The sequence below is a fragment of the Actinospineispora eucalypti genome, from assembly GCF_039543365.1.
GTDB lineage: Bacteria > Actinomycetota > Actinomycetes > Mycobacteriales > Pseudonocardiaceae > Pseudonocardia > Pseudonocardia eucalypti.
In genome coordinates this window covers 56,656-76,319 of the sequence record NZ_BAABJP010000031.1, presented here as the reverse complement: position 1 = coordinate 76,319, position 19,664 = coordinate 56,656, and the positions used below count along the sequence as shown (strand labels likewise).

Below are 19,664 nucleotides of genomic sequence, written 5' to 3'. Positions count from 1 at the left end.
CGGCCAGGTCAAGAGCTGAGGCCGGGCAGGTCGTTCAGTCGGTCCATCCAGCGCAGCACCGCCTCCTCGTAGGCGATGCCGAACTCGACCACGGCGGCGAAGTAGGGGTCGGCGGCCATCCGGTCGGCCGGCGCCGTGCGGTACCGCTCCAGGCGCTCCTCGTTGACCTTGCGGTGGTTGGCCAGAAACTCCCGCAGCAACGACGGCTCCAGTCGGTCACCGAACCACAGGGTGACCAGTAGCGGGATGCGCATGGTCTCCCCGCCGGGCTCCCGGGCCAGCCACTCGGCGAACGCCAGTCGGCCCTCGTCGGTGATCGAGTACGGCTGGCGGTCCCGCGCGCTGCGTTCCTCGGGCTGGATGTAGCCGCGTTCGTGCAGCCCCTTCAGCTCGCGGTACACGTGGCTGGACGTGACGTTCCAGAAATGCCGGAAGCCCGCGTCGATCTCCTGCAGCAGGTCCCACCCGGTTTTCGGGCCGTCGTGCAGGAAACCCAGCAGGGACGCGGCGGTCGCGTTCAGCTCGGTCACTTGACATTCCCTTCAGGAAGGTCGAACCTTCCCTTGAGGAAGGTGAGCGTGATGAGCATCCATTATCGGCCCGACGGCCGGATTCTGACGATCACTATCGACCGGCCGGAGGTCAGCAACGCCATCGACCGGCCCACCGCCGAGGCGCTGGCCGACGCGATGCGCCGGTTCGACGCGGACCCCGAGCTGGCGGTCGCGGTGCTGACCGGGGCTTCCGGGAAGTTCTGCGCCGGCGCGGACCTGAAGGCGATGAACGACCCGGCCGGCGGGCGGTCCAGCCGGGTGGAGCCGGACGGGGACGGGCCGGTCGGCCCCACCCGCATGCTGCTGTCCAAGCCGGTGATTGCGGCCGTGGAGGGGGTAGCGGTGGCCGGTGGGCTGGAACTGGCCTGCTGGTGCGACCTGCGAGTGGCGGCAACCGACGCCGTGTTCGGCGTGTACTGCCGGCGCTGGGGGATCCCGTTGATGGACGGCGGCACGGTGCGGCTGCCCCGGCTGGTCGGCCAGGGCAACGCGCTGGACCTGATCCTCACCGGCCGGGGCATCTCCGGGGAGGAGGCGCTGCGCATGGGGCTGGTCAACCGGCTGGTGCCGCCCGGCGAGGCGCTGTCCGCGGCGTTGGCGCTGGCCGAGGAGATCGCCCGTTACCCGTCGGCGGCCATGCGCGGCGACCGGCTGTCCAGCTACCAGCAGTGGGACCGCCCGCTGGCCGAGGCGCTGGCCGGCGAGTACGAGCACGGCATGGCCACCCTGCGCACCGGGCAGACCGCGCACGGAATCCGCCAGTACGGCGCGGGGGAGCGCGAACACGCCCGCTGACTCCGGCCGCGCGCGCCAGTACGTTCGGGTGGATCCGGTTGCGGTGCGGCCGGAGACGTCTGACAGTGTGGTAAGCACGTACTGCGAGCACGGAGGGACTAATCGATGACGATCCCGAGCATGGCGCGTTCCACCATGGTCCCGGTGCAGGACATCCTGGACCGAGACGGCGGCCCCGCTATCCCGCCGGTGCTGCGTGAGGAGGCCCCCCGGTCGCTGGGCACCGGCGACATCGGGGTCGAGCGCTACACCTCACGCGAGTTCCTGGAGCTGGAGTACGAAAAGCTCTGGTCGCGGGTGTGGCAGTGGGCGGCCACCGAGGACGAGATCCCCGAGGTCGGCGACCACACCGTCTACGAGATCGGCGACCGCAACGTCATCGTGGTCCGGTCGGAGCCGGACCGGATCCAGGCCTTCTACAACTCCTGCCAGCACCGGGGCCGGCTGCTCGCCGACGCCCCGGGCAGCACCAACGCATTCGTCTGCCCGTTCCACGCCTGGACCTACGGGCTGGACGGCTCGCTGAAGAGCCTGCCCTGCGAGTGGGATTTCCCGCAGGTGCAGGCCGACCGCAAGCGCTTCGGGCTGCGCGAGGTGCGCTGCGAGCGGTACGGCGGCTTCGTGTTCGTCAACTTCGACGACGACGCCGCCCCGCTGCTCGAGTCGCTGGACGTGGTCCCGGAGCACTTCAAGCACTTCCCGCTGGACCACCGGTTCGCCATCGCCAACGTGCGCAAGATCGTGCCGATCAACTGGAAGGCCTGCATGGAGGCCTTCCTGGAGTCGTACCACGTGATCGCCACGCACATCCAGGCGCTGGACTTCACCGGCGACGCGAACACCCAGTACGACATCTGGGACACCTCCAGCCGGCTGATCACGGTCACCGGGGTGCCCAGCCCGCACCTGCCGGAGGGCAGCACCGAGGCCGACGTGTTCGCGGTGGCCGCCGCCGCCTTCGCCCCGCCGGGGGCGGAGATCCCGCCGCTGCCCGAGGGCGTCACCGCGCGCAGCGTGCTGGCCGCGATGACCCGGCAGATGCTCACCGCGCAGCTCGGCCTGGACCTGTCCAAGACCTCGGACACCGAGGTGATCGACTCGATCGAGTACTTCGTGTTCCCGAACTGGCTGCCTTGGGCCGGGGTGGCGCAGGGGCTGCAGTACCGGTTCCGGCCGAACGGGATGGACCCGGACAGCTGCATCTTCGACGTGAAGCTGATGTTGCCGTACAACCCGGAGGGGCCGCGCCCGCCGAGCGCGCCGCTGCGGGAGCTGAAGTACGAGGAGTCGTTCACCGCCGTGCCCGAGCTGGGGCTGTTCGGCGAGATCTTCGACCAGGACTTCGGCAACATGGCCGCGCTGCAGAAGGGCATGAAGACGCACGGCAAGGCCGGCCTCACGTTCTCCGACTACCAGGAGGCGCGCATCCGGCACTTCCACCAGGTCCTGGACAAGTGGTTGGAGCTGTGACCGGGTGATCAGTGCGCGCCGGCCATCTCCCTCGGCCGGCTCTCGGTCGTCTGCGGCTCGGCGGCTTCCGGCTCGGCCTCCGGCTTCGGCCGCGCCGGTTCGGCCGGGGCCGTGGCGGCCGGGTTCGGGCCGGAGCGCAGTCCTAGCGCGAGCAGGCCGCCCAGCACGCTGAGCAGCGCGGTGACCAGGAAGATGTTGCTGTAGGAGTCGGCCAGCGCGGCCAGCTGGGTGTTGCGGAACAGCCCGTAGAACGGGCGCAGCAGCTCGGCCGGCCCGCCCGGGTGGGGCGGCTGCATGCCGTAGCCGGCCAGCGTGTCGGCGTGCAGCAGCGCGGACCGGTCGGACAGGATCTGCGCCTGCTGGCTGCTGGCCATCGCGGACAGGCCGGCCAGGCCGAGCGCGCCGGCCACCTGGCGGCTCACGTTGTTCCACGCGCTGCCCTGGTTGACCTTGTCCATCGGCAGGCTGGCGATGCCGCCGCTCATGATCGGCATCATGGCCAGGCCCATGCCGGCGGCCCGCACGCAGGTCCACAGGATCACGTCGCCCTCGGTCATGTCCGGGTTGATGTTGCACAGCAGGTAGGTGCCGTAGCCGCACAGGGTCAGCCCGATCGAGGCCAGCCAGCGCGGGCCGATCTTGTCGTACAGCCGGCCGGCGATCGGCATGAGCAGGCCGACCACCAGCGCCTGGGGCAGGATGCGCACCCCGGCCTCCAGCGCGGTGAGGCCCTGGCCCTGCTGCAGGAACACCGGCACGAAGAACAGCATGGACATCAGGCCGACGGTGAGCAGGGACAGTAGGATCAGCGAGTTGGTGAACTGCCAGTGTCGGAACACCCGCACGTCCAGCAGCGGGTGCTTCACCGCCAGCTCGATCACCACGAACAGCGCCAGGCTGAGCGCCCCGGCGGTGTACAGGATGAGCACCGGGTAGGACGTCCAGCCCCAGTCCTGGCCCTCCTCGCTGGCCAGCAGGATGGCGAACAGGCCGAACGCCACCGCCAGGAACCCGGGCAGGTCGAACGGCACCCGCTGGCGCCGGCCGTCCCGGGGCAGCACGAAGTACGCGGCCACCGCGCCGAGCAGCCCGATCGGCACGTTGATGTAGAAGATCAGCCGCCAGTCGGTGTGCTCGATGAGGTAGCCGCCCAACACCGGCCCGACCGCCGGCGCGAACACGATGCCCAGCCCGTACATGCCCATCGCCGCGCCGATCTTCTCCCTCGGCACGATCAGGTACACGATGGTCAAGGTGATCACCGGGAGGATGCCGCCCGGGATCGCCTGCAGCACCCGGAACGCGATCAGGCTGTCCAGGTTCCAGGCCAGCCCGCACAGCGCCGAGCCGGCGGAGAAGCCGAGCAGCGTCAGCAGGTAGATGTTGCGCAGGCCGAACCGGTCGCCGAGCCAGCTGCTCAGCGGCACCACCACGCCGAGGGTGAGCGTGTAGGCGGTGGCGATCCACAGCACGTCGTCCAGCGTGGAACCCAGGTCGCGCTGGATGGACGGCACGGCCACGTTCACGATCGTCACGTCCAGCACGGACATGAACATGCCCACGATCAGCACGGCCAGCGGGAGCCCCCACCGGGCGGGTTGCGCTGCCTCCATGGCCACTCCTCAGTAATTCAGCGGTGCTGAGTTCTTAGCGTACAAGAATTCAACGTCGCTTGAGAAGAGGGTGTGAGGCGCTACCCTGAGCCGCATGCAACGGAGGCGCCCGCGCGGCCGCCGCCCGGGCGGCAACGAGACCAGGGAGGCGATCCTGGCGGCGGCCCAGGCGGCGTTCACCGCGCACGGCTACGCCGGGGCGACCATCCGGGGGGTGGCCCGCGAGGCCGGCGTCGACCAGGCGCTGGTGCTGCACTTCTTCGGCAGCAAGGACGGGCTGTTCGAGGCGGCGCTGCGGGCCAACCCGCCGATCCGAGGCCTGGCCGAAATGCTCGCCACCGCGCCGTGGGAGGAGCTGGGCGAGCGGTTGGTCCGGCACTACCTGGCGATGTGGGAGGACCCGGAGATCTCCGGGCGGCTCCGCGCGATCGTCGGCTCGGTATCGGTGTCGCCGAGCGCGGCCTCGATGGTGGCCAGGTTCATCGGTGAGGTCGCGCAGGAGCCGCTGGCCCGCCGGCTGGGCGCCGAGGACGCGCGGGTACGGGCGAACCTGGCCGGGTCGCACTTGTTCGGCACCGCCGCCGCGCGCTACATCCTGCGGGTCGAACCGCTGGCCTCACTGCCCCGGGAGGACCTGGTGGCCTGGCTGGTGCCGGTGATCCAGCACTACCTGACCGGTCAGCCGGACCAGTGCGAGCGCAGCGCGGCGGCCAGCTCGTCCGGCCGTTCATCGGGGAAGAACAGCTTCCCGCCGTCCAACTCCACCACCTCGGTCGCGCCCGGGATGGTGTCGCGCAGCCAGTAGGCCCACTTGCGGTCGAAGCCGTCGTCGGCGGTGCCCCACACGATCAGCGTCGGCACCTGGAGCTGTGCGAGCTCGGTGCCCACCGCGAGCAGTTCGCGCGGCTCCAGCGCGGTCAGCCAGCGCTCGAACAGCCGCCCGCGCGCCTCGGTGCCGAGCACCGGCTCCAGCCAGGCGCGCAGCAGCTCGTCCTCCGGCTGACCGGGGTCCGTGTAGCCGAAGTTGTAGAGCCCCCGGGCCGCTTCCAGGTTGGCCAGCAGGTTCGCGCCGTTGCCCGCCAGCTGGCCGGCCCTGGCGGCCTCCACGGTCGGGGCGAAGGTCGCCGGCGGGATGTTGTCCTGGGTGTCGCAGTTGGTCAGGGCGAGGGTGTGCAGCCGGTCCGGGTGGTTCGCCGCGAAGATCTGCGCCACCGCGCCGCCGGTGTCGTGGGCGACCAGGTCTACCCGGTCCAGTCCGACGGCGTCGAGGGCGTCGGCGACGAACCGCGCCACGGTGGCCAGCGAGAAGTCCGGATCCTCAATGACGTCGGAGCCCGGGGTGCGGCCGTGCAGCGGCAGGTCCAGCGCGATGCACCGGTGGTCCGGGCGGAGCCGGGCGATCACGTGGCGCCACAGGTAGGCGCTGGTGCCGACCCCGTGCACGAACACCGCCGCCCGGCCCTCGCCGCCGGTGTCCACGTAGCTGAACGGGCCGGACCGGGACCGGGCCTCCCGGCGGTCGGCGTCGAACGTCGCCAGTTCCGTACTGATCATCTCGGCTCCCTCGTCTCTGTAAACCGACCGTCGGTCTATATTGAAGCTACTAGACCGACGGTCGGTTTGTCGAGATGTGCGGAGGCCCGGCGGAGAAGGGCTACCTTGGGCGCAGACCGATCAAGGGGAGTCCGTGAACAAGAACGCCGAACGCGGCACCGCGACCCGGGAACGGCTGCTCGCGGTGGCCACCCGGCTGTTCGCCGAGCGCGGCTACGAGGGCACCTCGGTGGATGCGGTGCTGCGCGAGACCAACATGAGCAAGGGCTCGCTCTACCACCACTACCGGGGCAAGGACGAGCTCTTCCGGGCCGTGCTCGAGGAGGTCGAGCAGCGGGCCGGCCTACAGGTGGCCGAGGCGGCGCGCGTGGCCGGCGACCCGGTCGGCGCGCTGCGTGAGGGTTGCCTGGCGTGGATCCGGCTGGCCGAGGACCCGGTGGTCAGGCAGATCGTGGTGATCGACGCGCCCGCCGTGCTGGGCTGGGCGCGCTGGCGCGCGATGGAGGAGGAGCACACCCTGGGCCTGGTCAAGGCGGCGCTGGTCCGGGTGGCCGACGCCGGCGGCCTGACGCGCGCGCACGTCACCACGTTCGCGCACGTCATCCTGGCCGCGGTGAACGAGATCGCGCAGCTGATCGCGCGCGCGGACGACCCCGCCGAAGCGCGCGCCCAGGCCGAGGCGTCCCTCACCGAACTGCTGAACCGCCTGTTCGGCAAGTAGGCGGCAAGCGTGGCATCGGCGACGTGATCGGCTCTTCTCACTGACGGTGACCCTGGGGCCGGCGCGGAGCGGGCTGAGCGAGGCTGCCCGCATCGAGTGCTGGCTGAGTCCGCGCCGCTCATGATCGAGACCGGACTGGGCGCGCGCTCGGTGATGAGGGCCCATAGAACGCGACCACGCCGGGTAACCAATGCGGATCTCACCGCCCCAGGGCGTCCGCGGGCATCCGCGCGGCGGGCAAGGCCGTCCGGGGAGTGGGGTCGACAACCCGTACGGAATCGATCATCTAGGGCCCGGCCGGGGTCAGGTCCTGGACGCGGTCGGCGACCACCACCGGCTGCCGGAGTACGCCGTAGCGGTGGAAGTTGTCGGCGGTGCGCTGCAGCTCGGCCACGATCTCCGGGGTGATCGGCGTACCGGTTCGCTTGGCCCGCTCGGCGACCAGACCGGCCACCGGTTCGGGCCGGCGGGTGAGCTCCAGGTAGATCCGGGTGTAGTCGGCGGTGTTGGTGTGCGCCCAGTCCAGCGCGCGGTTGTAGCGGCGCACGAAGTCCGACATCGCCGCCCGCTTGTCCGGGTCGGCCAGCGAGTCGTTGTTGGCGTCCAGGAAGGTGAGCCCGGAGGCCAGGCCGCCGGCGTCGCGCAGGATTCGCGCGCCCTGCTCCCGCTCGGCGACCGCCGTGTACGGGTCCCAGGTGGACCAGGCGTCGATCGCCCCCGAGTTCAGTGCCGCCGCCGCGTCCACCGGCTGCAGGAAGCTGATCTTCACGTCGGTGGGGGCCAGCCCGGCCTCGGACAGCGCCCGCAGCAGCAGGTAGTGCCCGATGCTGCCCTGGGTGGTCGGTGAGACGGCCCGTCCGCGCAGGTCGGCGACCGTCTTGATGGGGGAGTCGCGGGGCACCAGGATGGCCAGGCCGCCCCGCTTCGGCTGGGTGCTCGCCGCCGCGATGCTGATGTCCCCGGTCGCGGCCAGCGCGTTCAGCGTGGGTGCGTCGCCGGCGATGCCGATGTCGATGGCGCCGCCGCGCAGCGCCTCCAGCAGCGGCGCGGCGGCCGGGAACTCCGCCCAGTCCACCCGGTACGGCGTCCCGTCCAGCGCGCCGGCGCCGCGCAGCAGCGCCTGCTGGATGCCGGCCTGGTCGCCGACCCGCAAGGTCACCGAACCGAGGTCACCTCCGCCCCCTGAGCAGGCGGTGACCAGGGTGACCAGTGCGGCGACGGCGGCCAGGACAACTCGGCGCATCTACTTCTCCTGGAGTGGATAGAGCTCGGGCAGGTTGACCACGATCGCCTCCTGGGTGCTGCGGGAGATCACCACGACCGCCGGCTCGTCCGGGTCCGGGTTCTCCTCGCGGTGCGGGACGAACGGCGGCACGAAGATGTAGTCGCCGGGGCCGGTGTCGATGCGCACCTCGCCGTCGCCGTCGTGGAACACGAACGACGGATGCCCGCTGACCACGTAGATCGCGGTTTCCGACTCGCCGTGGTGGTGGTTGGCCGACGCGGTGTCCGGGGAGACGTGCGTCTCGCCCATCCAGATCCGCTCCGAGCCGACCCGCTTGCCGCTGATCGCGGCCAGCCGGCGCATTCCGGCGGTCTGTGCGGTGTCCCCGTCCAGCTCGCCGGCCTTCACGTGGTGCAGTCGCGTGCGCGGGGTGCCGGCGGTGGCCGGGAAGTCGGGGTGGAACTGGTCGGTCATAGCGCCGCCTCTCGGGTCAGGCCGGCGCCGTCGCCCCCGGCGATCTCCCGGACGGTCCATCCGTCCAGGAAGGCGGTCACGGTCTGGCCGAGCCGGTGCCACAGCCAGGTGTCCGGGCCGTCCGCGTGCAGCGAGATCACCTCGCCCTCCACCGCGCGCACCACGTCGGTGATGGTGATCTCCGGTGCGGGCCGGGCCAGCCAGTAGCCACCCTCGCAGCCCCGCTGGCTGCGCACCAGGCCGGCGCGCCGCAGCTCGCCCATCAGGTTCACCAGCGAGTTCAGCGGAATACCCCGGGCGCGCGCGATCGCCTCGCAGCGCACCGGCTCGTTCGGCGGCAACGCGTCAGTGGCGATCAGCTCGGACAGCGCGCGCAGCGCGTAGTCCAGCCGGGCGGACACGTGCAGCGGCGCCGCGCGCCGGGCACGGGTGGGCCGGGCCGGCTCGGTGGGCTCGGGCAACAACAGCGCGCCCTTGCCCACCTCCTCCAGGAACAGCACCAGCCGGGCGGCCACGCTGCGGTGGAACTGGTCGTTCAGCACGTCGTGCAGGCCGTCCCGGACCACCCCGGTCGCGGCTCGCGGATGCCGCGCGGCGAGCAGCCGGACGGCGGCGACCGGTGCCACCTGGTCCGCCTCCCCGTGCAGCAGCAGCACGGGCAGCGCGGGCAGCCGGTCCGGCGGCGCCGGGACCGGATCGGCGAGCGAGCCCCAGCCGAAGTCGTCGTCGGTGACCAGCAGTTCCCGGTGCACCGGGCAGGCGGTGCGCGCGGCCAGCTCCGCGTCCCGGTCGGTGGGTGGCGGGTTACCCGCCTCCAACGGCAGCCCGGCCAGCACCAGCGCATCCACCGCACCCGGGTGCGCGGCGGCGAACCGCCAGGCGTGCAGCGCACCGGAGTCCGCGCCGAGCAGCACCCTCGGTCCGGTCACGGCAGGAAACTCGCCGGCCAGCGCCTCCGCATCGGCAAGCACCTCCGGCTCGGGCAGCGCCCTCGGTTCGGCCAGCGCCTTCGGTTCGGACAGCGCGGCCGGGGTGCGCACCGCGCGCACGGCGTACCCGTCGGCGGCCAGCCGTTGGCCCAGCCGGCGGTAGGTCCCGGGATGCTCGCCCCGGCCGGGCAGTATCAGCACCGCGCCCCGAGGCGTACCGGCGGGAGTCCAGGTCGTCATGCCGACGCCCGGTGGGCCAGCTCCTGGTGGACCAGGGGCAGCAGCTCGCGGCCGTACTGGACCGCGTCCTCCAGCGGGTCGTAGCCCCGGATGAGCAGCGTGCTCACCCCGATGTCCACGTAGTCCAGCAGCGCGGCGGCCACGGTCTCCGGGGTGCCGACCAGCGCGGTGGAGTTGCCCGCCGCGCCGGTGGCGGCCGCCGTCGGGGTCCACAGCGCCCGGTCGTGCCGTTCGCCCTTGGCCGCGGCCGCGAGCAGCCGCCGGGACCCCACGTTGGCCGGGGCCGCGCCGCCCAGCCGCAGCCGATTGCCGGTGAACGAGCCGTGCCCGCCTCGGGCGGCGGTGATCCGGTCCAGGATCTGGTGCGCCCGCCGCCACGCCTCGTCCTCGGTGGGCCCGAGGATGGGCCGGAAGGACACGCTGATCCGGGGTGGCTCGGCCCGTCCCGCGGCGCGCGCGGCCGCCCGCACCGAGGCGATCTGCTCGGCGGTCTCGGCCAGCGGTTCGCCCCACAGCGCGAACACGTCGGCGTGCCGGCCGCCCACCCGGTAGGCGGCCTCGGAAGAGCCGCCGAAGTACACCGGGATCCGGTGCACCGGCCGCACCTCGGCGTGCGCGTCCTCCACCCGGTAGAAGCGGCCGTGGTGGCTGAACGGCTCGGGCTCGGTCCAGGCCCGGGTCAGCACGCTCAGGTACTCGTCGGTGCGCGCGTACCGCTCGTCCTTGGCCAGGAAGTCGCCGTCCCGGCGCTGCTCGGGGTCGCTGCCCCCGCTGATCACGTGCACCGCCACCCGCCCGCCGGAGAACTGGTCCAGCGTGGCGAACTGGCGCGCCGCCAGGGTGGGTGCGGTGAACCCCGGCCGGTGAGCGACCAGGAAGCCCAGCCGCTCGCTGTGCGCCGCCGCGTACCCGGCCACCTGCAGGCCGTCCGGGGTACTCGAGCTGTGCCCGATGAGCACCTTGTCGAAGCCGCCGTCCTCGTGCGCGGCCACGAACCGGCGCACGAAATCGGGGTTCACCAGCGGCCCGGACGGCCGGTGGATCTCCGAGACGTGCCGCGTGCCGATCATCCCGATGAACTCGACGGTCACACCCGCACCCCCAGCCGGCCCAGCAGCTCGGTGCGCAGCGCGACGAACCCGGGGTCACCGGTGCTCCTCGGCCGGTCCAGCGCCACCGGGGCGTCGTAGCCGATCCGCCCGTGCTCCATGACCAGCACGCGGTCCGCCAGCGTGATCGCCTCGGACACGTCGTGGGTGACCAGCAGCACCGCGCAGCCGTGCCGCTGCCACAGCTCTCCGACCAGGGCCTGTGCGGTGAGCCGGGTCAATGCGTCCAGCGCGGAGAACGGCTCGTCCAGCAGCAACAGGTCCGGCTCGCGGACCAGCGCGCGGGCCAGCGAGGCCCGTTGCGCCTCGCCGCCGGACAGCGTCTTGGGCCACACGTCCGCGCGCTTGGCCAGCCCTACCTCGTCCAGCGCGGCCACCGACTTGGCCCGGTCCGGCCGGCCGGGCAGGCCCAGCGACACGTTCCGCCAGACCCGTTTCCAGGGCAGCAGCCGGGGCGCCTGGAAGGCGATCGCCCGCCGCCGGGCCACCCGGACCGTGCCGGCGATGTCCTGGTCCAGGTCGGCCAGCACCCGCAGCAGGGTGCTCTTCCCGCAGCCGCTGGCGCCGAGCAGCGCCACGAACTGGCCGGGCGGGATGTCCAGGTCCAGGCCGTCCAGCATGGCGCGCTCGCCGAACCGCCGGATCAGCCCGCGCACCTCGACGGGCAGCGCGGTATCGGTCACGCTCCCTGGAACGCCGGTCGCCACGACAGCAACACCCCCTCCAGCGTGCGCACGATCAGGTCGCCGAGCAGGCCGAGCACCGCGTAGAGCACCAGGCAGACCACGATGACGTCGGTCTGGAAGAACTCCCGGGCGTTGTTCATCACGTAGCCGATGCCGGAGGTGGCGTTGATGGTCTCGCCGAACACCAGGGCCAGCCAGGCCGAGCCCAGCGCGTAGCGCAGCCCGACCAGCGCGTTGGGCAGCGCGGACGGCAGGATCACGTGCCGGACCTGGCCGAACCAGCCGAGCCCGAGCGTCCTGGCCGCCTCCACCAGCCCGGCGTCCGCGTTGCGGATGCCGCCGAAGATGTTCATGTACAGCGGGAACATCACGGCCAGCGAGATCAGCGCCACCTTGGGCTCCTCGCCGATGCCGAACCAGATGATCAGCAGCGGGATCAGGCCGATCACCGGCACCGTGCGCAGCATCTGGATCGGCGCGTCGATGGTGTCCTCGCCCCGGCGGAACAGCCCGGAGAGCGTGGCCAGGACCACACCCGCGACGCCGCCGAGAGCCAGGCCGGCGAGCACCCGGCCGAGCGAGGTGAGCACCGCTTCCGGGAGCTGGCCGTCCAGGCACAGGGCGGCGGCGGTACGGGCCACCGCGACCGGGGAGGCGAGGGTCTCGGCGGTGAGCACGCCGCTGGAGCTGAGCAGCTGCCACACGGCGACCAGGCCGATCGGGGACAGCGTCTTGATCAGCCACCGGGGCAGGCGGCCGGCTCCGTGGGCCGGCACCGCCCGCACGAGGTGCGTCGGGATGGCGGCCGAGCGGGTGCGCTCGGCCGGCTCGGTCAAGGTCATCGGGTCTCCGCTCAACGGCATCAACGGCAGCGACGGTAACCGTCGTGCTTGCTAATCTCAACCAGAAGAGTTGGAATTATCTGTAACCTGCCTGCGAGGCCGGCGTGCGAAAGGTCACGCCGCGTTGACACAACTAGACTACTTTGATGGGTTTTACGAATGACTGAGCCGAAGCTGAAGGCGCACTGGTTCCTGCCCACCTACGGGGACGGCCGGCAGCTGGTGGGGGGCGGCCACGGGGTCCCCATCGGGTCGGCGGACCGGGTGCGCCCGGCCACCCTCGGCTACCTCACCCAGGTGGCCCGCGCCGCCGAGCAGCTCGGCTTCGAGGCCGCGCTGACCCCCACCGGCATGTGGTGCGAGGACGCCTGGCTGACCACGGCGATGTTGACCCAGACCACCGAGCGGCTGAAGTTCCTGGTCGCCTTCCGGCCGGGCATGCTCACCCCCACGCTGGCCGCGCAGATGGCCGCGACCTACCAGCGGCACTCCGGCGGCCGGCTGCTGCTGAACGTGGTGACCGGCGGCGAGCCGCTGGAGCAGCGCGGCTACGGCGACTTCCTGACCAAGGACGAGCGGTACGGGCGCAGCGGCGAGTTCCTGCACGTGGTGCGGGCGCTGTGGCGGGGCGAGCGGGTGGACTTCACCGGCCGGCACCTGCGGGTGGAGGGCGCCGAGCTGGAGCGCACCCCGGACCCGGTGCCGCCGATCTACTTCGGCGGATCTTCGGCGGCCGCCGGCGAGGTCGCCGCCGAGCACGTGGATACCTATCTGACCTGGGGAGAACCGCCGGAGCAGGTGGCCGAGAAGATCAGCTGGGTGCGCAAGCTGGCCGCCGACCGAGGTCGCACCCTGCGCTTCGGCATCCGGCTGCACATCATCACCAGGGACACCAGCGAGGCCGCCTGGACGGAGGCGCGGCGCCTGCTGGACGCGCTGGACCCGGCGGCCATCGCGGAGGTGCAGGCCGGCCTGGCGCGCAGCGAGTCCGAGGGGCAGCGCCGGATGCGCGCGCTGCACGGGGACTCGACCGAGCGCCTGGAGATCTCACCCAACCTGTGGGCCGGCATCGGGCTGGTGCGGGGCGGCGCCGGCACCGCGCTGGTGGGCAGCCACGCCGAGGTGGCGGACCGCATCGCCGAGTACCACGCGCTGGGCATCGAGGAGTTCGTGCTCTCCGGCCACCCGCACCTGGAGGAGGCCTGGTGGGTGGGCGAGGGCCTGCTGCCGGTGTTGCACGCCCGGGGCCTGTGGGAGCCGCCGGCCGGCTCGATCGCCCACGCCGGCGCGGAGACCACCTCGGTGCCGTTCGCCCGGGCCCGATAGGCCCGACCGCCACCCGACCGGGCGCATCACACCGCTCTTACGGCGCGAGATCTTGACAACCGGGCAAGGTCGCGTTACCTGGGCGGAGTGGAAATGCCGTCGTTCCAGGATCTGATGCTTCCGTTGCTGATCCACAGCGCGGACGGCGTCGTCCACTCCTGGCGACGGCTGCGCGACGAGTGCGCCGAAGACTTCGGGCTGACCGACAACCAGCTCGGTGACCGTATCCCCAGCGGCGGCACCCGGTTCGACAGCCGGATCAACTTCGCCCTGGCGCACCTGGTGCAGGCGGGACTGCTGTCCCGGCCCAAGCGCGGGTACCTGCGGATCACCCCGCGCGGGCGTGAGGTGATCGACCGCGACCTGCACCGGGTGGACATCAACCTGCTGCGGGAGTTCGAGGAGTACCGGGAGTTCCAGGCCAAGCTGCAGGCCCGCACGCCTCCGCCCCCGCCGCGCTGGTAGTCGCGGGCTCGGAAGCACCCCAACCAAATCGGCTCTCCCTCGGTCGTACCGGTCAGACGCACCGGAAATACCGAGGGGGAGATCGACATGCAGCGCATCCGCCAGACCGTGGCCCGAACCGCCGCCCTGTCCCTGTTCGCCGGCGCCGCCGTGGCACTCACGCCGGGTACCGCGCAGGCGGCGGTGGGCGACTGGGCCGCCATCGCCATCTCGCCGAGGACCGGCAACGTCGGCTGGAGCCTGAACGCCCCCTCGGCCGGCAGCGCGGTCGGCCGCGCGGTCAGCCAGTGCGGCGCTTCCGACTGCCAGGCCGTGGTCCGGGTGACCAACGGCTGCGCCGCCGTGGCGCAGGCCAGGAACCGGGCCTGGGGATGGGCCTACGCCGGTTCCGCCGACCGGGCCGCCAGCCTGGCCAGGTCGGCCGCGCCCGGCCCGGGTGCCCGGGTGATCAAGTGGGTGTGCACCGACATCTCCGCCTACTGACCGGGGCATCCGGGATGCGCCGGGGGAGTGACGGCGCCCACAATGCGGATATGGCAGACGTACGGCAGATCGCGGAGTGCGTGGGCGAGCCCGAGGGCACGGTGGCGCAGTGGGACAGCCTCGGCCTGCTCGCCGAGCCCGCGGTGGAGCGCGCCAGGCTGATCGGTTTCGCCGCCCGGCGGGGTGTCTCCGCCGCGGAGATCGCCGAGCTGCTCGACCGGGGCCAGGACGTGATCGGCAGCTTCGTGGAGTTCGTGCAGGCCGAGTGCGGCAGCCGCCCGTTCGGCGCACTGGCCGAGCTGTCCGAGCTGGACCCCGGGCTCGTCCGGCGGCTGTGGATCGCCGCCGGGCTGAGCGACCAGCGGGACGTCTACGACGAGGACGTCGAGTTGTTCGGCGGGCTCGCCGCCGCGTTGCGCCTGGGGTTGCCCGAGGACGCGCTGCTCCAGCTGGTCCGGGTGTTCGGGGACGCCATGGGGCGGGTGGCCGAGGCGCAGATCCGGTTGTTCCACCTGCAGGTGCACTCGCGGATGCGGGCCGAGGGGTTGTCCGGGGTGCGGCTGCTGGAGACCGCGCGGGCGGTGAGCGACCCGCTGACCGAGCTCGGCGACGCCGCCCTCGCCTACTTCCACCGCAAGGCGATGCAACGGGCGTTGCGCGAGGACATGATCATGCACCTGACCGAGGACCTGGCGGCGGAGGAGACCGAGGTAGGCCAGGTGTCGGTGGCCGTGCTGTTCGCCGACCTGGCCGGGTTCACCCCGATGACCGAGGCGATGGGGGACCGGGTGGCGGCCGCGGTGGTCGAGCGGTTCTCCGACGTGGTGCGGGAAGCCACCGGGGAGGCCGGCGGGCGGATCATCAAGCAGATCGGCGACGAGTTCATGCTGGCCTTCGGCACCGCCGCGGCCGCGGTCAGCTGCGGGCTGGGCCTGGCCGAACGGCTGGCCGAGGAGCCCAACTTCCCCGCGCTGCGCATGGGCGCGCACGTCGGCAGCGCCCTGTACCGCGAGGGTGACTACCTGGGCACCACGGTCAACATCGCGGCCCGGGTGGCCGGGCACGCCACCCGGGGCCAGTTCCTGGTCACCGAGGCGATGCGCGATCAGCTGCCCGGCGACGGGCAGGACGTGAAGTTCGAGCCGGTGGGCGGGCGCCGGCTGAAGGGCATCCAGGGCGAGGTCCCGCTGTTCGACCTGCGCGCGGGCACCGCCCGTCCGGGCCGGGCGGTCGATCCGGTGTGCCGCATGGAAGTGGACCCGACGCGGGCGGCCGCCGAACTGTCCTGGCGGGAGGACCGGGTGTACTTCTGCTCGGACGACTGCTTGCGCCAGTTCGTCGCGACCCCGGGCCGGTTTGTCTAGTGCCCTAGTGGCCGTCCTCGAGCTCGGGTAGCCACAGCGGTCGCGCGCCCACCTGGCCGGGGTCGACCCGCCGGGCCAGGGCCCGGCTCACCTCGGCGTGCATGCCGGCCAGCGAGGGATGCAACACCGAGGCGAACACCCGCCGCTCGGCGGGCTCCAGGCCCTCCAGGTCGGCCAGGTCGATCAGGTGGCCGGGCGTGCAGCCGTGCCCGTAGGTGGCGGCCAGCTTGACCAGGTAGTCCAGGCTGGGTTTGGCGCCGCCGTGCGGCCAGGTCTCGTGCTCGCTGATCCGGTTGTCCGAGATGCGCTCGTTGTGCAGCGTCCGGTACCGCTGCGCCACCTTCCACTGCGGCCAGCCCAAGGCATGCCGCCACGCGATGCGCGGGCGCAGGCTGAACCGGCGCCCCATCTCCGCCGCGATCAGCGGCAGGCTCAAGCCGAGCGCGTGCATGCGCTCGCGCATTTCGTCCCGCGTCGCCTTCGCGGAGTCACTGGATCGTCTGGGCATGTGCTTCCCCCACGGTCATCGGCACTCAATGCCGCGGGCAAACAGTAGCCAGAGCGGACGACAGAGCCGGTGGGGATGACTCCCTGAACGCCCGAAGAAACGGGGCGATAGCGAAGCATTTTCCCTGCTCAAGTGGCATATAGCGCCCGGGAAAATGTTCCCGCTGAAACCGGGGTCGATTGACCCTTTATTGGCTCATCATCGTATCCCGCACCGGCACGGCGCGGCGCACTAACTGTGTCGAACACCTGATCGAACGACACCCATTCTAAAGAGTATAAGAGTTGGAGCGGCGATGGACGTTCGCCCCGTTGACGAATTCGTTCACTTCATCGTGCTGAACGGGCACACCGCGGACCTGCTCAACGAGCACGTCCGCAAGTTCGAGGGGGACACCTGTGCATCCTGCGGGAAGATCTGGCCGTGCAACATGCGCCGGGTTGCCGAGCGGGCGCTCCGTCGGATCGGCCTCGTCGGCCCGATCCGGTCGTCATCGTTAGCGAACATGCGTTCGAACTATGTGATATTCTGATGTTGTGGGCGCAGGCAGCGTGGTTCCGCCGGATCTTGAGGATCGTGACCTCGATCCGGGGCTGATGGCGTTGCTGCACGGGCTGGATCCGGATCTGGTGGCGAACGAGGATGTTCCTCGAGTGTTGGCGGCGATCGGGCGGGTGCGGGCCCGTTGGGACGCGCTGGAGCTGGCCTGGGTGGACGAGACGGCCCGGCGGGATCCTTCGGCGCCGCCCGGTGCGGGTCGGCGGTTGGCGCGCCCGCACCGGTTCGGCGCGGATGAGGTGCGGGTGGCGCTGGGTTGGCCGCGCCAACGAGCCGAACGGGAGGTGGCGTTCGCCGACGAGCTGCGCGAGCTGCTGCCCGAGGTGGCCGCTGCCTGGTACGACGGGGTGATCGACCGGGCCAAGGCCCGGACTTGTCACACCTACCTGGCCGACCTGCCGGCAACCGAGCGGGCCAGGGTGTGGTCGGAGGTGGCGGGCAAGATCGCGGGTTGGAACACCGGCCGGCTCGCCGCCCGGCTGCGCAAACTCACCCTCGCCGCCGCGCCGGACAGAGCTGAGGAACGCTACGAGCGGGCGGTGGCGGCCCGTCGCGCGGTGTGGTTCCTCAACCCCGACGGCACAGCTTCGCTGGCGTTGGACGGGGTCGCGCCGGGTGACGCGGCGGCGGCGAAGAAGCGCATCAGCGCACTGGCCCGCGCACTCCGGCGCACCGGCTGCCCCGGCAGCATGGATCAGCTGCGCGCGGACATCACCCTCGCGCTGTTGGACGGCACCCTGGAAGGCCTGACCAGCGCGCAGATCCTCGCCCACTTCCGCCCCACCACGGGAAACGAGTCGGTCCCGCTGCCGAGCACGCCAGCCACCGTTGCTTCTGACGCGCCGCCGGCCGCGAAATCCCTCGCGACATCCGTTGCGGAACCCGGTGCCGCCAAGGCCCGCGCGGCGAAACCCGCCGCTACGGAACCTGTCGGCATCGAACCCAGCTACATCGAACCCAGCTACATCGAACCCAGCGGCACCGAACCTGACGGCACCGTTGCCGGGAAGTCCCGCGCCGCGAGACCCGACGGGGCCGGGAACCGACCCGGGGCCGACGTCGTGCTCGAACTGGGCACCCTCATCGGCGCCGACCAACGCCCCGGCGAACTCCCGGAGCTACGGGGCGCGATACCCGGCCACGTCGCCCGCACCGAAGCCCTGGCCCAACGACGCGGGCAGTGGATCGTCGCCGTGTGTGATCACCAGGGTTACCTGCTGTGCTGCGAAACCCTGCGTGCCCGCCCCGCCGGCGCCACCGACCGCTACCGGGGCGGGACCGTCGAGCTGCGAATGACCCTCACCCAGCTCGAACGCTGGCTCCACGACCCCCCGCCGGGCTTCGAGAAGCTGATTGCCGAGATCGCTGCCCGATATCGCGCCTGGCGACAACGAGCTGCCGACCTGAACGCCCAACTCGACCGGCGGTTCCCGACGGCGGGGTTGCGCCGATGGATCGAGACCCGCGACCAAACCTGCCTCGGCCCCGGCGGATGCGGGCGACCCGCCCGACAGTCCGACATCGACCACACCCGCGACGTCCAACACGGCGGCAAGACCCTCCATATCAACCTCAGCCCACAATGCGGGCACGACCATCTACTCAAGACCGAGGGCGGTTGGACGCTGCACCAACCCGAACCGGGCGTTCTGGTCTGGCGCAGCCCACTCGGCCAGACCTACCGAACCAGAGCAGACCCGCTCATCGACCCACCACCCGAACTCGGCCCCGACCCGCCCTTCTAACTCGCGGACCAGCCGGGCAGGGTGACCGTGTGCGCCTGGTTGCGGGCCTTCGCCAAGGGCTGGGTGGCGCCGAGGGCGTCGGTGGCGCGAGCGGTGACCAGGCGCTCGCCGGGAGGCAGCGTGGCCAGGTCCAGGTCTACGGTGAAGCGCTGCCAGTCGAACCGGCCGGGCTCGCGGGCGTTCACAGCGGCGGGAAGCCAGCGGTCACCGACGCCGATCTCCACCCGGGTGACCGGCGCCGAGCCCCACGCCCAGCCGTACACGGTGAGCTTCCCTCCGGCCTCGGCGTGCCCGGTGACCAGACTGTTCACGTCGATGTCGCGCACCGGCGCCGGCTCGATCGAGCCGGGCCGTTCGCGCTGGTAGAGCCGCGTGGTGAACAGGTGCACCGGGCGACCGGTGGCCACGGTCAGTCCGTCCAGCCACTTCACGTTGTTGGTGCCGAAGTAGCCCGGCACGAACAGCCGCGCCGGGAAACCGTGGCCCGGGGTCAGCGGGGCACCGTTCATCTCGTAGGCAACCAGGCCGCGCTCGACGACCACCGCGAGCGGGACGTCCTTCAGGTAGTCCAGGTCCTCCCAGTCGCCGAACCGGCCGAAATCGAGGCCTCGCGCCCAGAGGCTGTCCGCTCCGGCGTCGGCGCCGGCCATGGTCAGCAGGTCGCGCACCGGCACCCCGCGCCACGTCACGTTCGCCGCCCGGCGCACCGGCTCGTCCGGCCGCAGTGGGCTGCCGTAGCACTCCAGTACCGCGGTCACCGTGACCGCGGGCAACGCGCGCAGCTCGTCCAGGGTGAGCCGCAGTGGCCGGTCCACCATGCCGTCCACTCGCAGCGCCCACCCCTCGGCGGGAACCTCGGCGAGTCCGAAGTGTCCGATCAGGTAGACGTTCTCGGTTTCGGTGACCGGTGCGTCCAGCGCGGTTGGGTCCGGGGTCCACCGGAGGGCGCCCTCGGCCATCCTGGCGCGGGCGTTCGGCGGTTCGGTCTGAGACACGGCTCCTC

General features: G+C 71.9%; 20 protein-coding genes and 1 pseudogene. 10 read left to right on the top strand and 11 right to left on the bottom strand.

Annotation, left to right across the window (positions count from 1 at the left end):
- Positions 1–8: 8 nt before the first annotated feature.
- A complete protein-coding gene (locus ABEB12_RS27565; RefSeq protein ID WP_185064976.1) occupies positions 9–530 on the bottom strand; it encodes a helix-turn-helix transcriptional regulator in 522 nt (173 codons plus the stop codon).
- A 51-nt stretch (positions 531–581) separates the two neighbouring features.
- Here ABEB12_RS27565 and ABEB12_RS27560 point away from each other — a divergent pair, with 51 nt between their 5' ends.
- Both ABEB12_RS27560 and ABEB12_RS27555 read left to right on the top strand, forming a co-directional pair.
- A complete protein-coding gene (locus tag ABEB12_RS27560) occupies positions 582–1,349 on the top strand; it encodes a crotonase/enoyl-CoA hydratase family protein (RefSeq protein ID WP_185064977.1) in 768 nt (255 codons plus the stop codon).
- A 105-nt stretch (positions 1,350–1,454) separates the two neighbouring features.
- The gene (locus tag ABEB12_RS27555) at positions 1,455–2,819 is read left to right on the top strand and encodes an SRPBCC family protein (RefSeq protein ID WP_185064978.1); all 1,365 of its coding nucleotides are present in this window, start codon (positions 1,455–1,457) and stop codon (positions 2,817–2,819) included.
- Between the two features lie 8 nt (positions 2,820–2,827).
- Here the strand turns inward: ABEB12_RS27555 and ABEB12_RS27550 are convergent, their stop codons facing one another.
- Positions 2,828–4,432 (bottom strand): DHA2 family efflux MFS transporter permease subunit, encoded by a 1,605-nt coding sequence (locus ABEB12_RS27550; protein ID WP_185064979.1) that lies wholly within the window; start codon positions 4,430–4,432, stop codon positions 2,828–2,830.
- Between the two features lie 94 nt (positions 4,433–4,526).
- On the opposite strand from ABEB12_RS27550, the pseudogene ABEB12_RS27545 reads away from it, so the two are divergent.
- Positions 4,527–5,093 (top strand): annotated as a pseudogene (locus ABEB12_RS27545) (TetR/AcrR family transcriptional regulator); the annotation flags it as partial.
- A 17-nt stretch (positions 5,094–5,110) separates the two neighbouring features.
- Here the strand turns inward: ABEB12_RS27545 and ABEB12_RS27540 are convergent.
- Entirely contained in the window at positions 5,111–5,986 is an 876-nt protein-coding gene (locus tag ABEB12_RS27540; RefSeq protein ID WP_345703189.1) for an alpha/beta fold hydrolase, read from the bottom strand.
- A 133-nt stretch (positions 5,987–6,119) separates the two neighbouring features.
- Here ABEB12_RS27540 and ABEB12_RS27535 point away from each other — a divergent pair, with 133 nt between their 5' ends.
- Positions 6,120–6,707 carry a TetR family transcriptional regulator gene (locus ABEB12_RS27535; RefSeq protein WP_185064981.1) on the top strand — a complete coding sequence of 196 codons (588 nt, stop codon included), beginning with the start codon at positions 6,120–6,122 and terminating at the stop codon, positions 6,705–6,707.
- Positions 6,708–6,993: 286 nt separating this feature from the next.
- Here ABEB12_RS27535 and ABEB12_RS27530 read toward each other — a convergent pair whose 3' ends face one another.
- From ABEB12_RS27530 to ABEB12_RS27505, 6 genes are read right to left on the bottom strand one after another with little or no spacing between them, the layout of a single operon-like run.
- Positions 6,994–7,950: an aliphatic sulfonate ABC transporter substrate-binding protein gene (locus ABEB12_RS27530; protein ID WP_185064982.1), complete on the bottom strand. Its 957-nt coding sequence runs from the start codon at positions 7,948–7,950 to the stop codon at positions 6,994–6,996.
- A complete protein-coding gene (locus tag ABEB12_RS27525) occupies positions 7,951–8,406 on the bottom strand; it encodes a cupin domain-containing protein (protein WP_185064983.1) in 456 nt (151 codons plus the stop codon).
- Complete coding sequence (locus ABEB12_RS27520) at positions 8,403–9,575, bottom strand: Rrf2 family transcriptional regulator (protein ID WP_185064984.1); 1,173 nt, start codon at positions 9,573–9,575, stop codon at positions 8,403–8,405. The genes ABEB12_RS27525 and ABEB12_RS27520 overlap by 4 nt, the downstream gene beginning before the upstream one ends.
- On the bottom strand, positions 9,572–10,666 hold the full coding sequence (locus tag ABEB12_RS27515) for an LLM class flavin-dependent oxidoreductase (RefSeq protein WP_185064985.1): 1,095 nt from the start codon (positions 10,664–10,666) through the stop codon (positions 9,572–9,574). The genes ABEB12_RS27520 and ABEB12_RS27515 overlap by 4 nt, the downstream gene beginning before the upstream one ends.
- Positions 10,663–11,304 carry an ATP-binding cassette domain-containing protein gene (locus ABEB12_RS27510; RefSeq protein ID WP_185066093.1) on the bottom strand — a complete coding sequence of 214 codons (642 nt, stop codon included), beginning with the start codon at positions 11,302–11,304 and terminating at the stop codon, positions 10,663–10,665. Before ABEB12_RS27510 ends, ABEB12_RS27515 begins: the two co-directional genes overlap by 4 nt.
- Before the next feature lie 59 nt (positions 11,305–11,363).
- Entirely contained in the window at positions 11,364–12,212 is an 849-nt protein-coding gene (locus ABEB12_RS27505) for an ABC transporter permease subunit (RefSeq protein WP_185064986.1), read from the bottom strand.
- 159 nt (positions 12,213–12,371) lie between these two features.
- Here ABEB12_RS27505 and ABEB12_RS27500 point away from each other — a divergent pair, with 159 nt between their 5' ends.
- From ABEB12_RS27500 to ABEB12_RS27485, 4 genes are all read left to right on the top strand, one after another.
- Positions 12,372–13,538, top strand: coding sequence for an LLM class flavin-dependent oxidoreductase (locus ABEB12_RS27500; RefSeq protein WP_185064987.1), 1,167 nt, complete (start codon positions 12,372–12,374; stop codon positions 13,536–13,538).
- Between the two features lie 93 nt (positions 13,539–13,631).
- On the top strand, positions 13,632–14,003 hold the full coding sequence (locus ABEB12_RS27495) for a winged helix-turn-helix domain-containing protein (protein WP_185064988.1): 372 nt from the start codon (positions 13,632–13,634) through the stop codon (positions 14,001–14,003).
- A gap of 87 nt (positions 14,004–14,090) precedes the next feature.
- Positions 14,091–14,486, top strand: a complete 396-nt coding sequence (locus tag ABEB12_RS27490; RefSeq protein WP_185064989.1) for a DUF4189 domain-containing protein — start codon at positions 14,091–14,093, stop codon at positions 14,484–14,486.
- A gap of 50 nt (positions 14,487–14,536) precedes the next feature.
- The gene (locus ABEB12_RS27485; RefSeq protein ID WP_185064990.1) at positions 14,537–15,850 is read left to right on the top strand and encodes an adenylate/guanylate cyclase domain-containing protein; all 1,314 of its coding nucleotides are present in this window, start codon (positions 14,537–14,539) and stop codon (positions 15,848–15,850) included.
- 4 nt (positions 15,851–15,854) lie between these two features.
- Here ABEB12_RS27485 and ABEB12_RS27480 read toward each other — a convergent pair whose 3' ends face one another.
- Positions 15,855–16,358: a hypothetical protein gene (locus ABEB12_RS27480; protein WP_185064991.1), complete on the bottom strand. Its 504-nt coding sequence runs from the start codon at positions 16,356–16,358 to the stop codon at positions 15,855–15,857.
- A 295-nt stretch (positions 16,359–16,653) separates the two neighbouring features.
- Between ABEB12_RS27480 and ABEB12_RS27475 the strand changes: the two genes are divergently transcribed.
- On the top strand, positions 16,654–16,890 hold the full coding sequence (locus tag ABEB12_RS27475; RefSeq protein WP_185064992.1) for a hypothetical protein: 237 nt from the start codon (positions 16,654–16,656) through the stop codon (positions 16,888–16,890).
- A 4-nt stretch (positions 16,891–16,894) separates the two neighbouring features.
- Entirely contained in the window at positions 16,895–18,661 is a 1,767-nt protein-coding gene (locus ABEB12_RS27470) for a DUF222 domain-containing protein (RefSeq protein WP_185064993.1), read from the top strand.
- On the opposite strand, the gene ABEB12_RS27465 is transcribed toward ABEB12_RS27470, so the two are convergent.
- Positions 18,658–19,656, bottom strand: coding sequence for a molybdopterin-dependent oxidoreductase (locus ABEB12_RS27465; RefSeq protein WP_185064994.1), 999 nt, complete (start codon positions 19,654–19,656; stop codon positions 18,658–18,660). The genes ABEB12_RS27470 and ABEB12_RS27465 overlap by 4 nt on opposite strands.
- Positions 19,657–19,664: the final 8 nt, after the last annotated feature.

Coding starts and splice junctions, on each gene's coding strand:
- ABEB12_RS27560 (WP_185064977.1), top strand. CDS start 582: ATGAGCATCCATTATCGGCCCGACGGCCGGATTCTGACGATCACTATC.
- ABEB12_RS27555 (WP_185064978.1), top strand. CDS start 1,455: ATGACGATCCCGAGCATGGCGCGTTCCACCATGGTCCCGGTGCAGGAC.
- ABEB12_RS27550 (WP_185064979.1), bottom strand. CDS start 4,432: ATGGAGGCAGCGCAACCCGCCCGGTGGGGGCTCCCGCTGGCCGTGCTG.
- ABEB12_RS27540 (WP_345703189.1), bottom strand. CDS start 5,986: ATGATCAGTACGGAACTGGCGACGTTCGACGCCGACCGCCGGGAGGCC.
- ABEB12_RS27530 (WP_185064982.1), bottom strand. CDS start 7,950: ATGCGCCGAGTTGTCCTGGCCGCCGTCGCCGCACTGGTCACCCTGGTC.
- ABEB12_RS27525 (WP_185064983.1), bottom strand. CDS start 8,406: ATGACCGACCAGTTCCACCCCGACTTCCCGGCCACCGCCGGCACCCCG.
- ABEB12_RS27520 (WP_185064984.1), bottom strand. CDS start 9,575: ATGACGACCTGGACTCCCGCCGGTACGCCTCGGGGCGCGGTGCTGATA.
- ABEB12_RS27510 (WP_185066093.1), bottom strand. CDS start 11,304: ATGCTGGACGGCCTGGACCTGGACATCCCGCCCGGCCAGTTCGTGGCG.
- ABEB12_RS27505 (WP_185064986.1), bottom strand. CDS start 12,212: ATGACCTTGACCGAGCCGGCCGAGCGCACCCGCTCGGCCGCCATCCCG.
- ABEB12_RS27500 (WP_185064987.1), top strand. CDS start 12,372: ATGACTGAGCCGAAGCTGAAGGCGCACTGGTTCCTGCCCACCTACGGG.
- ABEB12_RS27495 (WP_185064988.1), top strand. CDS start 13,632: ATGCCGTCGTTCCAGGATCTGATGCTTCCGTTGCTGATCCACAGCGCG.
- ABEB12_RS27490 (WP_185064989.1), top strand. CDS start 14,091: ATGCAGCGCATCCGCCAGACCGTGGCCCGAACCGCCGCCCTGTCCCTG.
- ABEB12_RS27485 (WP_185064990.1), top strand. CDS start 14,537: ATGGCAGACGTACGGCAGATCGCGGAGTGCGTGGGCGAGCCCGAGGGC.
- ABEB12_RS27480 (WP_185064991.1), bottom strand. CDS start 16,358: ATGCCCAGACGATCCAGTGACTCCGCGAAGGCGACGCGGGACGAAATG.
- ABEB12_RS27475 (WP_185064992.1), top strand. CDS start 16,654: ATGGACGTTCGCCCCGTTGACGAATTCGTTCACTTCATCGTGCTGAAC.